Annotated in this window: 13 protein-coding genes; 9 read left to right on the forward strand and 4 right to left on the reverse strand. The window is 68.1% G+C overall.

What is annotated here, in order from left to right; translation table 11 throughout:
* Positions 1–228: 228 nt before the first annotated feature.
* The 8 genes from ACFWZ3_RS09815 (at position 229) to ACFWZ3_RS09850 (ending at position 10,687) form a co-directional block, all read left to right on the forward strand.
* Positions 229–948 (forward strand): 2OG-Fe dioxygenase family protein, encoded by a 720-nt coding sequence (locus tag ACFWZ3_RS09815; RefSeq protein ID WP_439707556.1) that lies wholly within the window; start codon positions 229–231, stop codon positions 946–948.
* Positions 945–1,631 carry a M24 family metallopeptidase gene (locus ACFWZ3_RS09820; RefSeq protein ID WP_439707557.1) on the forward strand — a complete coding sequence of 229 codons (687 nt, stop codon included), beginning with the start codon at positions 945–947 and terminating at the stop codon, positions 1,629–1,631. The genes ACFWZ3_RS09815 and ACFWZ3_RS09820 overlap by 4 nt, the downstream gene beginning before the upstream one ends.
* A 296-nt stretch (positions 1,632–1,927) precedes the next feature.
* A complete protein-coding gene (locus ACFWZ3_RS09825) occupies positions 1,928–3,529 on the forward strand; it encodes a peptide chain release factor 3 (RefSeq protein WP_439707558.1) in 1,602 nt (533 codons plus the stop codon).
* Between the two features lie 82 nt (positions 3,530–3,611).
* Positions 3,612–4,547 carry a lysostaphin resistance A-like protein gene (locus tag ACFWZ3_RS09830; protein ID WP_439707559.1) on the forward strand — a complete coding sequence of 312 codons (936 nt, stop codon included), beginning with the start codon at positions 3,612–3,614 and terminating at the stop codon, positions 4,545–4,547.
* Between the two features lie 76 nt (positions 4,548–4,623).
* Positions 4,624–8,268 carry a response regulator gene (locus ACFWZ3_RS09835; RefSeq protein WP_439707560.1) on the forward strand — a complete coding sequence of 1,215 codons (3,645 nt, stop codon included), beginning with the start codon at positions 4,624–4,626 and terminating at the stop codon, positions 8,266–8,268.
* Between the two features lie 10 nt (positions 8,269–8,278).
* Entirely contained in the window at positions 8,279–9,133 is an 855-nt protein-coding gene (locus ACFWZ3_RS09840; protein WP_439707561.1) for a CheR family methyltransferase, read from the forward strand.
* Complete coding sequence (locus tag ACFWZ3_RS09845; RefSeq protein WP_439707562.1) at positions 9,120–9,692, forward strand: chemotaxis protein CheB; 573 nt, start codon at positions 9,120–9,122, stop codon at positions 9,690–9,692. The genes ACFWZ3_RS09840 and ACFWZ3_RS09845 overlap by 14 nt, the downstream gene beginning before the upstream one ends.
* Positions 9,689–10,687 carry a diguanylate cyclase domain-containing protein gene (locus ACFWZ3_RS09850; RefSeq protein WP_439707563.1) on the forward strand — a complete coding sequence of 333 codons (999 nt, stop codon included), beginning with the start codon at positions 9,689–9,691 and terminating at the stop codon, positions 10,685–10,687. The genes ACFWZ3_RS09845 and ACFWZ3_RS09850 overlap by 4 nt, the downstream gene beginning before the upstream one ends.
* Positions 10,688–11,005: 318 nt before the next feature.
* On the opposite strand, the gene ACFWZ3_RS09855 is transcribed toward ACFWZ3_RS09850, so the two are convergent.
* The 4 genes from ACFWZ3_RS09855 to ACFWZ3_RS09870 all read right to left on the reverse strand — a co-directional run bounded on the left by ACFWZ3_RS09855 (position 11,006) and on the right by ACFWZ3_RS09870 (position 19,569).
* Positions 11,006–12,523, reverse strand: a complete 1,518-nt coding sequence (locus ACFWZ3_RS09855; RefSeq protein ID WP_439707564.1) for a tryptophan halogenase family protein — start codon at positions 12,521–12,523, stop codon at positions 11,006–11,008.
* 110 nt (positions 12,524–12,633) lie between these two features.
* Positions 12,634–15,804: a TonB-dependent receptor gene (locus ACFWZ3_RS09860; protein ID WP_439707565.1), complete on the reverse strand. Its 3,171-nt coding sequence runs from the start codon at positions 15,802–15,804 to the stop codon at positions 12,634–12,636.
* A 404-nt stretch (positions 15,805–16,208) separates the two neighbouring features.
* Positions 16,209–18,680 (reverse strand): acyl-CoA dehydrogenase, encoded by a 2,472-nt coding sequence (locus ACFWZ3_RS09865; protein ID WP_439707566.1) that lies wholly within the window; start codon positions 18,678–18,680, stop codon positions 16,209–16,211.
* A gap of 1 nt (position 18,681) precedes the next feature.
* Positions 18,682–19,569: an alpha/beta fold hydrolase gene (locus tag ACFWZ3_RS09870; protein ID WP_439707731.1), complete on the reverse strand. Its 888-nt coding sequence runs from the start codon at positions 19,567–19,569 to the stop codon at positions 18,682–18,684.
* Between the two features lie 108 nt (positions 19,570–19,677).
* On the opposite strand from ACFWZ3_RS09870, the gene ACFWZ3_RS09875 reads away from it, so the two are divergent.
* Entirely contained in the window at positions 19,678–20,256 is a 579-nt protein-coding gene (locus tag ACFWZ3_RS09875; RefSeq protein WP_439707567.1) for a TetR/AcrR family transcriptional regulator, read from the forward strand.
* Positions 20,257–20,333 lie beyond the last annotated feature (77 nt).

Genomic DNA, 20,333 nt, shown 5'->3' on the forward strand with positions numbered 1-20,333 from the left:
TGGGGGGGGGCCCGCCCCCCCCCCCCCCCCACTCCTGCAGTAGCCCAGCTACAGAGCGACAAACGAGAACACCCTCAACGCACGAACAAGCCTTCCCGCGAGCCCAGCCCCCTCACCCAACCCTCTCCCCGGAGGGGAGAGGGCTTCAGATCGCAGCATGCTGATGGCCGAGGGGAGCGGGCGTTCAGATCGGGCGTATCCTGATGCCCCCTCCCCGCCATCCCAGCCATGACCGCCGCACTCCCCGCGCTGCACGACCAGCTCCGCCAGGACGGCTTCGCCTTCGTTGCCGCCGGCCCGATGCAGGCGCTGCTCGACGCGCACGCCCTGCCCGACTGGGTCGCGTTCACCGCCAGCTGGAACGACCTGGCCCCGGACGCCTACCTGGCCTCCACCGGCCGCCACCGCCGTCGCCGCCACGCGGTCTTCTCGGCCGACGCAGATGGCGTCCATCGCCAGGCGCACCAGCCGCACTACCAGAGCAAGACCTACAACACCCTGCAGGGCGACATCGAGCGCTGGTTCGAGCCCATCACTGCTGACGGGCCAAGCCTCCGCCGCATCATCGAGTTCTGCCATGGCTGCTTCGGGGCCCTCGCCCCGGGCGTGGCCGGTTGGCACGTGGAGGTCCACCAGTTCCGCATCGAGGCACGCGCCGACGAGGCGGGCGAGCCCACGCCCGAAGGCGTACACCGCGATGGCGTGGACTATGTGCTCGTGCTGCTGGTCGACCGCCGCAACATCGAGAGCGGCACCACTACCATCCACGCCGCCGACGGTCACCTGCTCGGCAGCTTCACCCTCACCCGTCCGTTCGACGCGGCGCTGGTGGACGACGCGCGCGTGTTCCACGGGGTCACTGCGGTTACTCCGGTCGATCCCACGCAACCGGCACACCGTGACGTGCTGGTCGTGACCTTCCGCGACGCCGCGCGGGGTGCCGCGTGAACCGCGAGGCGGTCGGTCGTCGCTACGATGCGGCGCTGATGCAGGCGGCCCGCGAGCGAAGCTGGGCCGTGTTGCACGACATCCGCCAGCGGATGCAGCCAGGCATCGGCGAGGAGGACGCAAAAGCCGTCGCGGCCGAGGTGTTCGCACAGCATGGCGTCGAGCGCCTCTGGCACCCGCCGATCATCCGCATCGGCGCCAACACGACCAAGACCTACCGCCAGCGCTCCAACCCGGATGTCCGGTTGGCGGACAACGACATCTACTTCATCGACCTGGGGCTGGTGTTCGATGGGCACGAGGGCGACGTGGGCGACACCTTCGCCATCGGCAACGCGCCACAGCACCAGGCCTGCGCGGAGGCCGCCCGCACCCTGTTCGGCGAAGTGGCGCGCACGTGGCGCGACGACGGCCTGAGCGGCCGCGCGCTGTACGACTTCGCCAGCGAACGCGCGCAGGCGATGGGCTGGCGCTTCAACCACGCGATCAAGGGCCATCGCCTGGGCGACTACCCACACTCGGTGCACAAGGGCGGCGACCTCGGCACGCTGGAGGGCACGCCTTCGGCCGGGCTGTGGGTGCTGGAGATCCAGATCGCGCACCCGACCGAGCCGTACGGGGCGTTCTTCGAGGACCTGCTCATCGCGCCTCGGGCTGCCTCCCTGAAGAGATCGAGCGCCTAAAGCCGCGTCCCAAGCCTTGCTACGCGAACGCGGGGAAACGATCCGCGGCACGCCTCCTATTGAGCCTTCCCCCGCGAACGCGGGGGAAGGTGCCGACAGGCGGATGGGGGCGCTCTTGGACGCGATGCCCGGGTAAGCCTTTCGCGGGACCTCCCCCATCCGCCCTGCGGGCACCTTCCCCCGTAAACGGTGGAAGGGTTCCAGACCCCTACCGGCGCATTCCCCCGCGAACACGGGGGAGGGATCACGCCTGTGCCGCGGTACAATCGGCGGTTCGCGCATTCGAAGCTCCCAGCATGTCCACGCACCTGTCCGAAACCCGCCGCCGCCGCACCTTCGCCATCGTCAGCCATCCTGACGCGGGCAAGACCACGCTGACCGAAAAGCTGCTGCTGTTCGGCGGCGCGATCCAGATGGCCGGTTCGGTCAAGGGCCGCAAGGCCGCGCGCCACGCGACCTCCGACTGGATGGCGCTGGAGAAGGAGCGTGGCATCTCGGTGACCTCGTCGGTGATGCAGTTCCCCTACGAGGGCAAGATCGTCAACCTGCTCGACACCCCGGGCCACGCGGACTTCTCCGAGGACACCTATCGCGTGCTCACCGCGGTGGACTCGGCGCTGATGGTGATCGATTGCGCCAAGGGCGTGGAGGAACGCACGATCAAGCTGATGGAGGTGTGCCGCCTGCGCGACACGCCGATCATGACCTTCATCAACAAGCTCGACCGCGAGGGCCGTTCGCCGATCGAGCTGCTGGACGAGGTCGAGTCGGTGCTCGGCATCGCCTGCACCCCCGTGACCTGGCCGATCGGCATGGGCAAGCGCCTGAAGGGCGTCTACCACCTGCTGCTGGACGAGGTGCACGTCTACGAACCGGGCAAGAACTTCACCCGGCAGGACTCGACCATCTTCAAGGGCCTGGACGCGCCCGGCCTGGAAGCGGCGGTCGGCGCCCAGATGCTGGCCGAGCTGCGCGACGAGCTGGAGCTGGTGCAGGGTGCCTCCAACCCGTTCGTGCTGGAGGATTACCTTGCCGGCAAGCTCACGCCGGTGTTCTTCGGTTCGGCGGTGAACAACTTCGGCGTGCAGCTGCTGCTGGACTTCTTCGTCGAGCACGCACCCAGCCCGCGCCCGCGCAGCACGCTGGGCCGGCAGGTGACGCCGGAGGAGGAGAAGCTGACCGGCTTCGTGTTCAAGATCCAGGCCAACATGGACCCGGCGCACCGTGACCGCGTGGCGTTCATGCGCGTGTGCTCGGGCACCTATTCGGCCGGCATGAAGATGGTGCAGACGCGCACTGGCAAGGACGTGCGCATCGCCAATGCGCTGACCTTCATGGCGAGCGACCGCGAGATCGTCGAAAGCGCCTATCCCGGCGACGTGATCGGGCTGCACAACCACGGCACGATTTCCATCGGTGACACCTTCACCGAGGGTGAGCCGGTGTCGTTCACCGGCATTCCCAACTTCGCGCCCGAATTGTTCCGCCGCGCGCGGCTGCGCGATCCGCTCAAGATGAAGGCGCTGCAGAAAGGCCTGGCGCAGTTGTCCGAGGAAGGCGCCACCCAGTTCTTCCGTCCGCTGATGAGCAACGACCTGGTGCTGGGTGCGGTCGGCGTGCTGCAGTTCGACGTGGTCGCGTATCGCCTGAAGGACGAATACGGCGTCGACGCCTCGTTCGATCCGGTCGGCGTGGCGACCGCGCGCTGGGTGCATTGCGACGATCCGAAGATGCTCGAGGAATTTCGCGAGAAGAACGCGATGAACCTTGGCATCGATGCCGCGGGCGAGCTGGTGTACCTGGCACCCTCGCGGGTCAACCTGCAGCTGGCGCAGGAGCGCTGGCCGAAGGTGCGCTTCTCGGCCACGCGCGAGCACGCGACCTCGGTCGAAGTCTAGCCCTGCCTTGCCGGCATGACCTCCTCCACTGGGACAGCGCCGCGGTCGCTGCTAGCGTGCGCCCTCCACACAGGGGAATTACATGCACGGCTACCGCCTCGCCTTCGTTACACCCGCCCAGGCCCCGCGCTGGCAGCGCTGGCTGGTGTTCTCGCCGGTAGCCCGGCTGGTGTTGTTCATCGCGCTGATGGTAGCCGCCAGCATGTTGTTCGGGTTGCTGCCGCATGGCCCGGCCGATAGCCCGATCGCCAAGGGCCTGCGTGAGTTCGGCTTCCGCGCCTTGGGTCCGCTGCTCGCCTACCTGGCAATGGTCAAACTGGTCGAGCGCCGGCCGGTGCGGGAGCTGGCGCTGCGCCGCCTCGCACCCGAGGGAGGACTCGGCCTGGCGGCGGGCGCGCTGCTGTTCAGCGCCATCGTCGGCGCCCTTTGGCTGCTCGGCAGCTATGACATCGTCGGCACCAACCCCGAAGCCCACTGGCTGCTCGCCGCATTGACGGTGGGGCTGGGTGCCGGCATCGGCGAGGAGATCATGTTCCGCGGCGTGCTCTACCGCCTCGTCGAGGAGGGCCTGGGCACCTGGGCTGCCTTGCTGGTCTCGGCGCTGTTCTTCGGCGCGGTGCACCTCAACAACCCGGGCGCCACCCTGTGGGCCGGGCTGGCAATCGCCATTGAGGCGGGCATCCTGTTCGGCCTGCTCTATCTGGTGACCCGCTCGCTGTGGATCTGCATGGGTCTGCACGCGGCCTGGAATTTCGTGCAGGGCACGGTCTACGGCATCCCCGTTTCCGGCACCAAGGCCGACGGCTGGCTGGTCTCCACCCGTAGCGGTCCGGACTGGCTGAGCGGCGGCGTGTTCGGTGCCGAGGCGTCGGTGATCGCCCTGGTGCTGTGCTTGCTGGTGTCGGCCATGCTGCTGGCGGTGGCCCTGCGGCGCGGGCTGATCGTGCCGCCGCGCTGGCGCCGCCAGGCCGTCGAACCGCTGGCCGCTTCCCTACCCTTGCCCACCCCGGGCAGCTAATCTGGACCCGTCGCCGACGGGCATTGCGAGCCGTGGCGGCGATACCCACGGCTAACGCAACCACGGCGACACACGCATGCCGGCAGCGACACCCGACGAATCCCGACGCGATCCCTCCCGCTACTCCTGGCTGTCCCACCTGCCCACACAGCGCAAGATGCTGCTGGTGATCGGGCCGCTGCTGGTGGTGTTCCTGCTCGCCAACCTGGCCACGCTCTACTCGCTGCAGGAGCAGACCCGCAACCGCCACTGGACCGAACACACCAGCCGTGTGTTACTGCAGATCGGCGCGGCCAAACAGGCGATCCTGACCGCGCAACTGGGCGCACGCGGCTACATGCTGCGACAGAGCAACGAGGAGTTGGCCAGCTTCGAACAAGGTGGCCGTTCGCTGGCAGCCGGGCTGAGAGCCCTGCGTACGCTCACCGCCGACAACCCGGTGCAGCAGGCGCGGCTGGATCGCGCCGAAACGCTGGCCACGCGCTGGCGTCGCGAGATCGTCAGCTACGTCGTCACCCCGATCAGCCGCGGCAATACCGATGCGGCTGCGCGCGAGCGCCTGCAACAGGCGTTGACGGCCAACCGCACGGTGACGGTGCCGGACGTCATGGCCGTACTGGGCCAGATGGGCAACACCGAAGAGGCGCTGCTGGCCGAGCGCAACGCGCGGCTGGAGCACACGCTGCAGCTGATGCGCATCTTCAACGCCCTGGCCGCGGTGATTTCCCTGCTCTACGGCGCCTACGTGGTGCAACTGACGCGGCGCATCGTCACCCGGCCGCTGCTGCAGATGACCACGCTGATGTCCCGCCTTGCGGCGCACGATCACTCCATTGTCGTCACCCGCCAGGGGCGCCACGACGAGATCGGACAGATCGCGCGTGCGCTGGAAGTGTTCAAGCGCATGGCGATTGCCTCCAGCGAGCAGACTTGGCTCAAGACCGAGGTCTCGCGGGTGGTCCAGCGCCTGCAGGAAGTGACCACTCATCACGAATTTGGCGCGGCACTGACCAGCGAGGTCGCGCCACTGGTCAAGGCCGGCGTGGCGCTCTACTACGGCTACGACACGGCCAGCGAACGGCTCGATCTGCTGGGTAGCTACGGCCTGCGCCAGTCGTGGGACCCGGTCGAGGCCTACGTGCCGGGCGAGGGGCTGGTCGGCCAGTGCGTGATCGAGCGCAAGCCGATCGCACTGGACGAGGTGCCCGGACGTTACCTGCGCATCCACTCCGGCGCCGGCGAAGCGTCGCCCGCCCACGTGCTGATACTGCCGGTACTGTTCCGCGGACGCCTGGTCGGCGTGCTGGAGCTGGCCAGCTTCGGGCCCATCGCACCCTTGTGCCACCAGTTCCTGGACGAACTGCTGCCGATCGTCGGCCTGACCCAGGAAAACCTCAACCGCGCCATCGCCACCCAGGAGCTGCTCGAACAGACCCGCGAGCAGGCCGACCATCTGCGCCGCTCCGAGGAAGCCTTGCGCCAGCAGCAACAGGGCCTGCGCGACGCCAACGCCGCCCTGCACACCAAGACGCGCGAACTGGAGGAGCAGTCCCAGCGCCTGACGGTCTCGGAGGAAGAGCTGCGCGTGCAGACCGAGGAGCTGCAGGCGTCCAACGAGGAACTGCGCGAGAAGGGCGACATCCTCAAACAGCAGAAGCAGGCACTGGAGGCGCTGCAGCACGAAACGGCACAGAAGGCGCTGGAGCTGGAGCGCGCCAGCCAATACAAGTCCGACTTCCTGGCCAACATGTCGCACGAGCTGCGCACGCCGCTCAACAGCCTGCTGATCCTCTCGCGCAGCCTGGCCGACAACGACGGCGGCAACCTGGACGAGGAGCAGGTCGAGTCGTCGCGGATCATCCACGACGCCGGTTCCAACCTGCTGCGGCTGATCAACGACATCCTGGATCTGTCCAAGATCGAGGCCGGCAAGATGGAACTGGTCATCGACGAACTGCCGCTGGCGGTGTTCGCGCGCGCGCTCAGGCGCACCTTCGCCCACGTGGCGCAGGAAAAAGGCCTGGCGTTCGAGGTGCAGGTGGACCAGGGCGTACCGCCGGCACTGCACACCGACAGCGCGCGACTGGAACAGGTCGCCAACAACCTGCTGGGCAACGCGTTCAAGTTCACCGCCCGTGGTGGCGTGCAGGTGCGCATCGGGCGCCCCGGTCCCGATACGCGCATCCCGCCCGCCCTGCTCGGCCAGCCATTGCTGGCCATCGAGGTCAGCGACAGCGGCATCGGCATTGCGCCCGAGAAGTTCGAGCGCATCTTCCAGGCCTTCGAACAGGTCGATGCCGGCACCAGCCGGCAGTACGGCGGCACCGGCCTGGGCCTGGCGATCTGCAAGCGCATCGCCGCGTTGCTGGGCGGCGACATCGTGCTGCGCAGCACCCCGGGCGAAGGCAGCACGTTCACCGTGCTGCTGCCGGAGAGCGCGCCAGCGGTCGCTACCCCGCCCGCCACGACGACGCCCCCGCACGCCCCCGCGCCGGCGCCGCGCGCGCATACCAGCGCGTTGCTGCCCGAAGCGATCGAGGACGACCGCGGCCAGTTGGCGGCGGGCGACACGGTGATCCTGCTGGTCGAGGACGACCCGGCGTTCGCCCGCATCCTGGCCGACATGATCCGGCGCAATGGCCACCACGTGCTGGCCGCTGCCGACGGCGAGAGCGGCCTGGCGCTGGCACGCGAATATCGCCCCACCGGCATCCTGCTGGACGTGATGCTGCCCGGCATGGATGGCTGGACCGTGATGGAGCGCCTCAAGGCCGACGAGGCCACGCGCCACATCCCGGTGCATTTCATCTCCGCGACCGACGAGGCCGGCCGCGGACGCGAGCTGGGTGCCGTGGGCTTCCTCACCAAGCCGGTCAGCCGCGAGGCGATCAACGGGGCGTTCGAGCGCCTGCTGCACTTCGCCGAAGGCAATACGCGTCGCCTGCTGGTGGTGGACGACGATGCCGCCTCGCGCACGGCCGTGCGCACGATGCTGCGCCGCGACGGCGTGGAGATCGACGAGGCCGATTCGGCGGAGGTCGCGCTGCGCATGACCGGCGAGGCGAAGTACGACTGCATCGTGCTGGACCTTGGTCTACCTGGCATGTCCGGCATGGAACTGCTCGAACACCTGGCCGCCACGCCCGCCGGCGTGCCCCCGGTGGTGATCTATTCCGGCCGCGACCTGAGCCGCGAAGATAACCTCAGGCTGCGCCAGTACACCGACGCCATCGTGGTCAAGGGCGCCCGCTCGCCCGAGCGGCTGCTGGACGAGGTCAGCCTGTTCCTGCACTCGATCCAGCACGCGCCACGCCGTGCCGCCGAGCAGCCGCCGCCGGGCGAGGAACTGAAAGGCCGCCGCGTGCTGCTGGTCGACGACGACATGCGCAACCTGTTCGCGCTGTCGAAGGTGATGCGCGGCTGGGGCCTGGCGGTGGCCATGGCGCAGGACGGCCACAAGGCGCTCAAGGCGCTGGAGGACAACCCATCCACCGAGCTGGTGCTGATGGACATCATGATGCCGGGCATGGACGGCTACGAGACGATGCGCGCGATCCGCGCGCAGCTGGCCTTCGCCGACCTGCCGATCATCGCGCTGACCGCCAAGGCGATGCGCGGCGACCGCGAGAAGTGCCTGGAGGCCGGCGCCAGCGACTACCTCTCCAAGCCCGTGGACATCGACAAGCTCGCCTCGCTGTTGCGCGTGTGGCTGCCGCACTGAGCGCCGCGCGATGGACCTGATCGACCCCGCGCTGGAAGACATCGAGGTGGAGCTGTTCGTGCGCGCCCTGCGCCAGCGCCACGGCTACGACTTCGGCCATTACGCGCCCGCCTCGCTGCGCCGGCGCGTGCGCCAGCTGGTGCAGACGCACGGCACCGGCACCATCAGCGCGCTGACCGGCCGCCTGCTGCACGAGCCGGAGTTCGTGTTCGAGGTGATCGAAGGGCTGTCGGTGCCGGTGTCGGACATGTTCCGCGACCCGCCGGTGTTCCGCGCGCTGCGCGAGCAGGTGCTGCCGCTGCTTGCTTCCTGGCCGCGCATCAACATCTGGCAGGCCGGCTGCGCCAGCGGGCAGGAGGTGTACTCGCTCGCCATCCTGCTCGAAGAGGAAGGCCTCTACGACCGTTGCCAGATCTATGCCACCGACTTCAACCCGGCCGCGCTCAGGCGCGCGCAGGAGGGCATCTACCCCGCCCGCGCCGCGCAGGCGTGGTCGCGCAACTACCTGGAGGCCGGCGGGCGCCACTCGCTGGCCGACTACTACAGCGCGCGCTACGAGTTCATCAAGCTGGACCAGCGCCTGCGCCGCAACGTCAGCTTCGCCAACCACAACCTGGTCACCGACAAGGTGTTCTGCGAGGCGCAACTGGTGCTCTGCCGCAACGTGCTGATCTACTTCGCCAACCCGCTGCAGGACCGTGTGCTGGGGATGTTCCGCGACAGCCTGGTGCGCGGCGGCTTCCTGTGCCTGGGGCTGCGCGAGAGCCTGGAGTTCGCGCCCAGTGCGGCGGACTTCACCGCGCTCGATGCCGATCTTCGGATCTACCGCCGCAACGTGTTTCGCATACCCGATGGCACGGCTTGAGGCGATCGTGATCGGCTGTTCGGCCGGCGGGCTGGGCGCGCTCAAGCCCCTGCTGCACGCGCTCGCGCCGCCGCTTCCGCTGCCGGTGATCGTGTGCAGCCACAGCGCTGAGCCGGGCACCGGCCTGCTCGGGCCGCTGCTGGCACGGCACGCGCGGCTGCCGGTGCGCGAGGCGCGCGAGCGCTGGCCGGTGGAGGCCGGCATCATCCATCTGGCCCCGGCCGGTTATCATCTGCTGATCGAGCGCGACCGTTGTTTCGCCTACTCCGTAGATGAACCGGTGCACTATTCGCGCCCGTCGATCGACGTACTGTTCGAGAGCGCCGCGGATGCCTACGGCGCGGGCCTGGCCGGCGTGATGCTGACCGGCGCCAGCGCCGATGGCGCGCAGGGCCTGGCCCGGATCCGCCAGGCCGGCGGCCTGGCCATCGTGCAGGACCCGGCCGAGGCGCTCGCACCGGCGATGCCGCAAGCCGCGCTCGACCAGGCCGGCGCCGACCACTGCCTGCCCCTGGCGCGCATCGCGCCGCTGCTCAACGAACTGGCCCACCGCGCATGACCGACACGACGCGACCGAAGATCCTGGTGGTCGACGACACCCCCGCCAACCTGGTGGCGATGCGCCGCCTGCTGGCCCACGCCGGCGCGGACCTGTACGAGGCCGGCAGCGGCAACGAGGCGCTCGCGCTGTGCCTGGACCACGAATTCGCACTGATCCTGCTGGACGTCAACATGCCGGACATGGACGGCTTCGAGGTGGCTTCGCTGCTGACCGAGGCCGATCAGCTGCACGAGACACCGATCATCTTCGTCACCGCCGCCTACGCGGACGACCTGAATCGGCTCAAGGGCTACCGCTCCGGCGCAGTGGACTACATCGCCAAGCCGATCAACGATGTGATCCTGCAATCGAAGGTGCGCGTGTTCCTGGAGCTCTACGCCGCGCGCGCGAAGCTGGAACTGACCCTGGAGGAGCTGTCCGAGCGCAACCACCAGCTGCAGCAGGAGATCGCCGAGCGCGAGCGCGTCGAGGCGCAGGTGCGCCACCAGGCGACCCACGACATGCTGACCGGCCTGCCGAACCGCGTGCTGTTCCACGACCGGCTGGGCGCCGCACTGCGCCATGCGCTCGAGGGTGGCCCGGGCTTCGCGTTGGTACTGCTGGACATCGACGGCTTCAAGGGCATCAACGACCGCCACGGCCATCCCGCCGGCGATGCGCTGCTGCAGGCGATCGCCGCGAGGCTGAAGCTCAACCTGCGCGTCGGCGACACGGTCGCGCGGCTGGGCGGCGACGAGTTCGCGCTGATCGTGGGCGAGATGCAGGAGCTGCCGGTGCTGCTGCGTCGCTGCGAGGAACTGGGCGCCAGCCTGGCCGAGCCCTACCCGCTGGTGTCGCCGCAGGGCGCCGTCGTGGCCCATGTCAGCGCCAGCATCGGCGTCGCGCCGTGGAGTGCGCAGGTGCCCAGCGACGAGGCGCTGATCCAGGCCGCCGACCGGGCGTTGTACCGGGCCAAGGACGGCGGCAAGAACCGCTGCGTGCTGGCGGACTGACGCGCGGGCCTTGGTTGCAAGGAACCTGTGAGCTCCGGCCTGCACCAACCTTTGTAGGAGCGCACTTGGGCGCGACCGCAGCCGCGGGTTGGCCTCGGGCATGGCGGTCGCGCCCAAGTGCGCTCCTACAGGGAACATCGGATACCCCTACCGGACGTCATTCCCGCGAAAGCGGCCATTCACGTTGCTGTTCCGCCAGGGCGAAGATGGGCTCCCGCTTTCGCGGGAATGACGCCCCAACTCTTGACAGGGAGCGCGGAACCAAACACGCGGGAGAGCCAGCGGGTTCTCGACGTTGCTTTTGCGTCTGGTATCGCCTCAGGCCATGAGCGCCTTGCAGTGCTCGTCGATGTAGTCCCGGTGCGATGGCATGGCTTCCACGCACGCGGCAATCCTCCGGCGCGCGCGCTCGACGAAAGCGACCAGATCCGCCTCGGGTACCTCGTCGACGATGGGATGGTAGCCCTGCGGCACGATGCGCTGGCCGAGCATCACCTGCACCCAGCTCGGCAGCGCGAAGAAGTCCTCGCCGTTGCGGAAATAGCGGCCGTCGCTCCGGAATAGCTCGATCGCCCCGCGCAGCGGGTCCGGGATGGCCATCGTGCGGCAGTGGTCCCAGAACGGCGTGTCGTTGCGCTCGGTCGCGTGGTAGTGCAGCACGAGGAAATCCCGCACGCGTTCGTGCTCGAAGGCGGACTCGCGGTTGAAGCGATCGGCCAGCATCGGGTCGAACTGGCGCGTCGGGAACAGCCCGAGCAGGCGCTGGATGCCCGACTGCGCGAGGTAGATGGCGGTCGATTCGAGCGGTTCCATGAAGCCGCCCGCCAAGCCGACGGCGACGACGTTCTTTTGCCAGAACTTTTTGCGCCTGCCGGGCGTGAAACGCAGCGGTCGCGGCTCGCCCAGCGCCGTGCCGTCGAGGGTTTCGAGCAGGCTCGCGGCAGCTTCGTCGTCGCTGATGTGCCGGCTGGAATACACGTAGCCGTTGCCCGTGCGGTGCTGCAGCGGAATACGCCACTGCCAGCCCGCCGCGCGCGCGGTCACGCGCGTGTAGGGCGTCAGCGGCCCGGCGCTTTCGCACGCCACGACCATCGCGCGGTCGCAGGGCAGCCATTGGCTCCAGTCGTCGTAACCGGTTTTCAAGGTCTGTTCGATCAGCAGGCCACGGAAACCCGAGCAGTCGATGAACAACTCGCCCTCAATGCGCTCGCCGCCCTGCAGCACCACGGCCCCGATGAAGCCGTCATCGCCGCGCTGGACGACGTCGACGATGCGGCCCTCGATGCGCTGCACGCCCCGGCGTTCGGCCAGCTCGCGCAGGTAGCGCGCATACCGTCCGGCGTCGAACTGGTAGCCGTAGGCGATGTCCGCCAGCGGCGAACCGGGCGGCGCATCGGCCGCGCCGGTGGTGAACCGGTTGAGCGGGGCCGCGACGGTCGGCAGCGAGAAGGCGCCGATGTCGGGCGCACGTCCGGCGAGGAACAACTTGAGCCAGTACTGGTGGAACGGCAGCGGTCCCAGCGAGCGACCGATGGTGCCGAAGCCGTGCACGTAGCTGTCGCCGATGCGCCCCCAGTCGTTGAACTGGATGCCGAGCTTGAACGTGCCCTGCGTCTGCGCGACGAAGTCGGCCTCCCGGATGCCCAGCACCTGGGCGTTGAAGGTCTTCATGAACGGCACGGTGGACTCGCCCACGCCGACGATGCCGATCTCCTCCGACTCGACCAGGCGGATGCGGGCGCCCTTGCCCAGGTAGGTGGCCAGCGCCGCCGCCGCGGTCCAGCCGGCACTGCCGCCGCCCACGACGACGATGTTGCGGATGCGGTTGTCGTCCATCGCTGCTGCCTTCGCGTGGGATGCACACAAGAAAACGGCAGCGCCCGGGGAGTACAGGCGACTGCCGTTGGAAGGTTCCCCGTGCCTCGCGGCACGGGGTGAAAGCCTCCCTAGAACTTGTACGTCAGGCCCATGTAGACGATGCGCCCGGCGTAGCCGTTGGAGTAGAAGCGCGCCCTGGTGTCGTTGCCCAGATGCGAGCGCGACTCTTCCTTGGTGAGGTTGAGCACCGACGCAGTCACCGTGAACGCCTTGGTGATGTTGTACGCCGCGTTCAGGTCGATCTGCTGGTAGGGCTCCTCGTAGACGTTCAGGCCGTTCACCAAGCCGTCCACCACTTCGCCGCGACGGTTGTAGGACGCGCGCGCCAGGAAGCGCTCGGTCTCGTAGAACACGGTGAAGTTGGCCTGGTTCTTCGCACTGCCGACCAGCGGCGAGGTGCCGATCTCAGTGCCGTCCTCCAGGGTGATCGCCGCCTCGTTGGTCTTGTTGTAGGTGTAGTTCACCTGGAAGCCGAGGCCGAAATCCAGCGTGTGCTGCGCGTACAGCTCGACGCCCTTGGAGACGCCATCGCGGCCGCCGGCGGTGGTCGAGTAGTTCTGCACCGTCACGCTCTCGCCGCCGACGTCCATCGATACATCCTGCACCACCGGCACCGAGAAGTTGCTGACGTCCTTGCGGAACACGTCGACACCGAGCACCGAGCCGGGATGGAAGTACCACTCCAGGCCCAGGTCGTACTGGGTGGCCTTGTACGGCTCCAGGCTCTTGTTGCTGCCGGCGCCGTACCAGCCCACTTCGTCGCCGCCACCGATCAGGCGGCGGTCGTTGACGTATTCGGGACTGTAGTACTGCAGGCCGCCGGGCGCGGCGATGTCGTTATAGCTCGGGCGCGAGATCACCTTGGACGCCGCGCCGCGCAGTACCAGGTCGTCGGTCAGGTCGTAGGCGACGTTGAAGCTGGGCAGCACGTCGGTATAGGTGCGGTCGAGCGAACTGACCACGAACGAGGAGACATGCCCGGTAGCCGGGTTGGTCTGGCTGTCAGGCAGCGTAGTGAAGCCGCTGACGCAACCGGAGCCGGCCGGCGCGCCGGCCGCCGGCAGGTTGCCGGTCTGGCAGGGTGCCGGATTGCCGTCGGCGCCATCGAAGAAATAGTCGTTGTAGTAATCGACCTGATCGGTCGAATCGGCATGCTGTCGCGTGCGCGCCAGGCGCACGCCGACGTTGCCGCGCAGGCGCTCGGTCTTGAAGTTGAGCTGCACGTAGCCGGAGTAGATCTTCTCGCCCACGTTGTAGATGAAGTTGTCCTCGTTGCGGGTCTGCATCGCCCCGTAGGCCTGGTTGAGGTAGGCGACGTAGGCGGGGTAGTTGATCGCCGGGAACGAACTGGCGTTGATGCCGCCGGCGAGGTTGCCCAGCGGCTGCCCGTACAGGAACTGCGGCTGGAACACCGAGGCGGTGGGATCGCAGCCGTTCTGGAAGCGATTGTCGTAGTCAGCCGGATCGGTGCCCTGGCAGACCCAGTAGTTGTTGCCGGTGCTGCGATGGGTGCCGCCATTGCGATACTTCACGCCGAACTGCAGCGAGTCCATCCAGTCGCCATAGGCGTGCCAGGTGAAATCGGCCTGGGCGTACTTCTGTTTGGTCTCGTTGCGGGTCCACGAGGAGCTCGTCGAGCCGAGGTCGACTTCGCCGATGCCGTTGCGGAGGTTGGCCATCAGCTCCGGCGAGAACGTCATCGTCGGTGTACCGGCCAGGCTCCAGGCGCTCATATAGTTGCCCAGGTCGTAGTCACCGGACGCGTTCTGCCGGCGTGGCTTGATCGGCACCGTTATCTGCAGTTCCGGACCGCCGCTGGCCCACGTGCGACCGGCCTTGACGCTGGCGTCGAACGACTCGCCCACCCACTCGGCACCGATGTCCGCGGTCTGCGACAGCGCCTTTTCGTGGTTGTAGCTGCCGGTGATCTGCGGGGTCGGGATGCTGCAATCGTCCGGGCCGAAGCCGCCGGTATTGGTCAGTCCGCCCGCGGCCGCCTCATCGCCGCTGCAGTAGTAGGTCTTGCCCGGATGCACCGAGTAATTGGCGCCGGTGACGATGGTGCCGCTGGGATCGAAGGTCAGCCCGTCGAGCATGCGCCCGCCGGGCCAGTTGCCGTCGCCGGCGTAGCGGGCCAGGTTCCACTCCGGGATCTTCAGCGTGTTGGTCTGGGAATCCTGCGACAGGTCGAAGCGGAAGTAGTTGGCCGTCAGCGTGAGGTTGTCGATCGGCCGGAACTGCAGCGTCACCTGCCCGCCCTTGCGCTCGCGGTCCTCGTTGGTGACGTTGAAGTTCACCGAGGTCGGCATCATGAAGTTGCAGTAATAGCCGCACTCCGTGGGCCAGCCATCCTGGAAGGTGCCGGTGTAGGGATGGTTCTGGTCGTTGAAGCCGGACTGACCCCACCAGTAGGAGGTCATGCCCGAAGGTTGGCCGTTGACGTCGGTGGCAGGGTGGGCGTCGTAGTCATCGCCGTACCACTGCCAGTTTTCGGTACTGGCGCCCATGGTGCGCGTGGTGCGCTTCTGGTTGGTGTAGCCGATGAGGAAACCAAAGCGCTCAGCCTTGTCGTGCCACGAGTACAGGCCGGAGAACTGGCCGTCCGTCTTCTTGGTCGTGTCGGCCCAGGTGCCTTCGGCGGAGACGAAGCCGGTGTTCGCTTCCATCTCCAGCGGGCGGCGCGTGTGCAGGATCACCGTGCCGCCGATGCCGCCTTCGTCGATGCGCGCCTCCGGCGTCTTGAACAGCTCGGCGCTCGAGAGCATGTTCGACGGCAGCAAGGTGTAGTTGAAGGAACGGGTCGGATCGCCGTTGGATTCGGCGGTGGCGATGTAGTTGCCGTTCAACTCGGTCAACGTGAGTTCGGACGACAGGCCGCGGACGCTGACATTCTTGCCTTCGCCGCCGTCGCGCGAAATGATCACGCCGGGCACGCGCTGCAGCGCGTCGGCCACGTTCTTGTCGGGGAACTTGCTGACGTCTTCGGCGGTGATGACCTCGACGATCGCATTGGCCTCGCGCTTCTGGTCCAGGCTCTTTTCGATCGAGTAGCGGTAGCCGGTGACCTGGACCTTCGACAGCGAGACGGCCTGATCCGGCTGCGCCGGGGCGCCGGTGTCGGCCTGGCCCTGCTGGGACTGGTTCTGCGGATCCTGTGTCTGCGCCTGGGCATTGCCGCAGTAAAGCGCTGCCAGGACCGCCGCGGTCAACAGCGTGACCGGCACGAATGGGCTTTTCATGGTTCCCCTCCCGAGAGAATTTAGATCGTTACAAATTCAGAGCAAACCGCTTCCCCTGCACTCGACCTGGATCGCCTTCGTCAGCCCCTACCGACTCGGCGGTTTAGATCGATCTAAACCAAACGGCCAGAAACATAGCCCAATTGCTCGACGATGTAATGCTGCGGAACAGCAAGGCGTTCGCTGTGCCCCGAACCGCCGTGCAGCGCCTGTGAGGCAGCGACCGGTGACGCCCGCGCACCGTCATGCGAGGCACCGGGCCGCGCCGACTCTCCCCGAACCGGCGCCTTCTCCGATCCTCGAAAAGAGGCCTCGAGACCGCACCCTGCCCGGCCATCACTCAAAGAGGCGCCGGGCGAGATGGAGCCGACCTGGGCCCCACCCTGCCCGGGACCGTCAGGCGGTCAGGCCACTGCCACCGAGCGCGGCTTCTTGTCCGCCCGGGTCACCGCGGCGCCCAGCTCGGACGGATCGAAGTCATCCACCGAGATGAACTCGAACACGCCATCGCGCACGCGCTTGAGCAGCGCGGCCTCGGCCTCGGTGATCACGCCTTCGCGCACCGCTTCGGCCAACTGGCCTTCGTAGTCGTGCGCCTCAAGCTGGCCGGCCTTGAGCGCCTTGCCGAACTTGCGTTCGACCGGCTCGGCGGCGATCACGTCGGGCAGCAATGCGTTCATGCGGCCGATGGTGTTGTTCGGCGTGGGCGTGAGGTAGACCCAGTCGATCAGGCGGTCGCGTGCCTCGCCCGGCGCGGTGAGGATAGCGGCCACGCGGCGGCCCAGGCGATCGGAAGGCGGCACCTCGCGGCGACCGAACGGAAACACCAGCACACGCAGCAGGAAGCCCACCGGCTTGACCGGGAAGTTGCGGATCGCCCCGTCCAGCGCCATCTGCGTGCGCCACATGCATTCGTGGAAGGCCCAGGCCAGCAGCGGACGATCCGCTTCCGGGCGGCCGGTGTCCTCATAGCGCTTGAGCATGGCGCTGGCGATGTACAGATACGACAGCACGTCGCCCAGCCGCGCGGAGAGCTTCTCCTTGAACTTCAGCTTGCCGCCCAGCACGCCCATGAACACATCGGCGCACAGCGCGAGCGCGGCCGAGTAACGGTCGAGCTTGCGGTAGAAGCGGCGCGTGTAGGCATCGCCCGCGCTCTGGCCGATGGTCGCGCCAGTGATGCCCAGCACGAAACTGCGCACGGCATTGGAGATGCCGAAACCGACGTGGCCGAACAGCAGCCGATCGAAGGTCCGCAGCTTCTCGCCGTAGTCGGCGATGGAGAGCGCCTGCATTTCCTTGAGCACGTACGGATGGCAGCGGATCGCGCCCTGGCCGAAGATCATCAGGCTGCGCGTCATGATGTTCGCGCCTTCCACCGTGATCGCGATCGGCACGCTCTCCCAGCCGCGCGCGGCGTAGTTCTTCGGGCCCAGCTGCACCGCCTTGCCGCCGTGCACGTCCATCGTGTCGCTGGCGACCTGGCGCGCCCATTCAGTAGCGTGGTACTTGGCGATGGCCGAGGTCACCGCGGGCTTCTCGCCGCGATCGACCGCCGCCGCGGTGGAGCGCGAAAGCGCCGCGGTGGCATAGGTCAGGCCGCCGATGCGCGCCAGCGCCTCTTCCACGCCCTCGAAGCGCGCGATCGCCAGGCCGAACTGCTTGCGCATGCGCGCGTAGGCGCCGGTCGCCGCGGCCGAGGCGCGCATCGCGCCGGTCGCGTTGGAGGGCAGCGAGATGGCGCGTCCCACCGACAGCACCTCGACCAGCATGCGCCAGCCGTGGCCGGCCATCTGCGGCCCGCCGATGATGGTCGACAGTGGCGCGAACACGTCCTTGCCGCGGACCGGGCCGTTCTGGAACGGGATGTTGAGCGGGAAGTGGCGACGGCCGACCTCCAGGCCCGGGGTCGTGTGCGGCAGCAGCGCCAGCGTGATGCCCAGGTCTTCGGTCTCGCCGAGCAGGTGCTCCGGGTCGTACATGCGGAAGGCCAGGCCGATCACTGTCGCGATCGGCGCCAGCGTGATGTAGCGCTTGTCGAAGTTGAGCTTCACGCCCAGCGTCTCGACGCCGTCGACCATCTGCCTGCAGACGATGCCGTAATCGGGAATCGAGGTGGCGTCGGAGCCGGCGTAGGGGCCGGTCAATGCGAAACAGGGGATCTCTTCGCCGACGGCCAGGCGCGGCAGGTAATGGTTCTTCTGCTCCTCGGTGCCGTAGTGCAGCAGCAGTTCGGCCGGCCCCAGCGAGTTCGGCACGGCCACCGTGGAGGACACCGTCGCCGACGCCGTCGACAGCTTCTGCAGTACCGCCGAATGCGCCAGCGCGGAGAACTGCAGGCCGCCGTACTGCTTGGGAATGATCATGCCGAAGAACTTGTTCTTCTTGATGAACGCCCAGACCTCCGGCGGCAGGTCGGCCAGCTCGTGGGTGATCTGCCAGTCGTCGATCATCGCGCACAGTTCTTCCACCGGGCCGTCGAGGAAGGCCTGCTCCTCGGTGCTGAGCTCGGGCCTGGGCTGCTTGAGCAGTTGCTGCCAGTCCGGCTTGCCGGAGAACAGTTCGCCCTCGAAACCGACCGTGCCGGCCTCCAGCGCCGTCTGCTCGGTGGTCGAGAGCGTGGGCGTGGCGCGCGCGAACAGCTTGAGCAGCGGCGCGCTGATCTGGCGGCGGCGGAAGGCGGGCATCAAAAGCGGCACGGCGATGAGCAGCTCGATGACCAGCAGCACGGTCATCGTCACCCAGGCGCCGGTCAGCACGCCCACCACCAGCGTGGCGGCCACCGTGGCGATGGCCCAGGTGCGCAGGCTCGTGCGGTGGTAGGCACAGGCGCCGGTCGCCACGATGGCGGCCAGCAGGGTCAGGAACACGGACATGTCAATGCACCTCTTGCGGAATGGCCGGGCGGCGACTCGGGCCGTCCGGGAAAACATCTTGGATGAAAGTGGCGATTTCTCGCGTAAACGCGTCATTGGCGTCGCCGGCGAGCATGTGCGTGGCGCCGGCGACCTCCACGTGGCGCGCGTGCGGCACGAGCTTGAGGAACTCGGCCACGGTATCGCGCGAGACCACGTCGCTGCGTTCACCGGAAACCAATAGGACGGGCACGTCCACGCGCGCGGCGGCCGCCAGCAGGCGCGGCTGGTAGCGCTCGCTTTCGCTCACCACGCCGGCGAGCAGGGCTGGATCCCAGTGCCAGCGCAGGCGGCCGTCGGCGCCCTCGCGCAGCAGCGGCTTGAGCTGCTCTTCGCGCTTGCGCTCGCGTCGTTGCGGCAGATACGCGGCGACCTGCTCGGCGGCCTCGGCGTAATCGGCAAAGCCGTCGGGATGGGCCTGCATGAAAGCCAGGATGCGTTCGACGCCCGCCGTTTCCCAGCGCGGCGTGATGTCGACCAGGACCAGCGCTCGGAACGGCGCAGGGCGCGCCTCACCCGCCAGCACCAGGCCCAGCAGGCCACCCATCGAGGCGCCGACCAGCACCGGCGGCTCGGGCTGCGCCAGCGCCAGCGCGTGAAGATCACCGGCGAACTGATCCATGTGGTAATCGCCGCGGGCCACGCGGCCACTCTCGCCGTGGCCGCGGCTGTCGAAGCTGACGCAGCGGCAGCCTTGGGCCGCCAACGCATCGGCGGCGCCGTTCCAGGCGCCGCGGGTCTGGCCAAAGCCATGGGCGAACAGCAACGTCGGCGCGCCGGCACCCCGCACGTCGACCGTCAGCGGGACTCCGTCGTGGCTCGGGAAAGTGCTCGTGTGGATTGGTACCATACGCACGAGTATGGGTTGCCGGTCGAAGCGCCGTCAACCGCGGCGGGCCGATGCCACACCCCAGGCCCCGCCTGTCGCCACCCCAGCCACAAGCGCTACCATGCGCGGATGAACGCCAGCAGCAAGCCCGAACGCACTCGCCTGTCCGCCGAGAACTGGGAGGACGCCGCCCTGGACCTGATCGCCGAACAAGGCGTCGGGGCGTTGGCGGTGGAGGCCCTGGCCCGTCGCCTGGGCGTAACCAAGGGCAGCTTCTACTGGCATTTCCGCACTCGCGAGGCGCTGCTGCAGGCGGCGCTGGAGCGTTGGGAGCAGTATGGCGAGCGCGAGGTAATCGCGCAGATCGAGGCAATCGCCGACCCGCGCGAGCGGCTGCCCGAACTGTTCCGCCGCGTCGCCCACGAACTTCGTCCCCACCGCGTCTATGCGGCATTGCTCAAGGCACTGGATCACCCGCTGGTGGTGCCGGTGATGGCCCGCGTGTCGCAGCGGCGCACGGAATTCCTTGCCACCGCCTTTCGCGAGGCCGGCCTGCCGCCTGCCCAGGCGCTCAATCGCGCGCGGCTGACCTACGCCGCCTACGTCGGCTTCCTGCAACTCAATTTCACGCTCGGCCTGCCCCGCATCAGCCACGAGGACTTCGACACCTACGTGGAACACATGATCGCGACATTGATTCCGGCTTGATAACGCCTTCAGGGGCGGGGTTACGCGCGTCTGCGCGCGCCTTTTGCTGCACTCAACCTTGCAATACCAGTGCACGC

The sequence above is a fragment of the Frateuria sp. GZRR35 genome, from assembly GCF_051900415.1.
GTDB lineage: Bacteria > Pseudomonadota > Gammaproteobacteria > Xanthomonadales > Rhodanobacteraceae > Frateuria_A.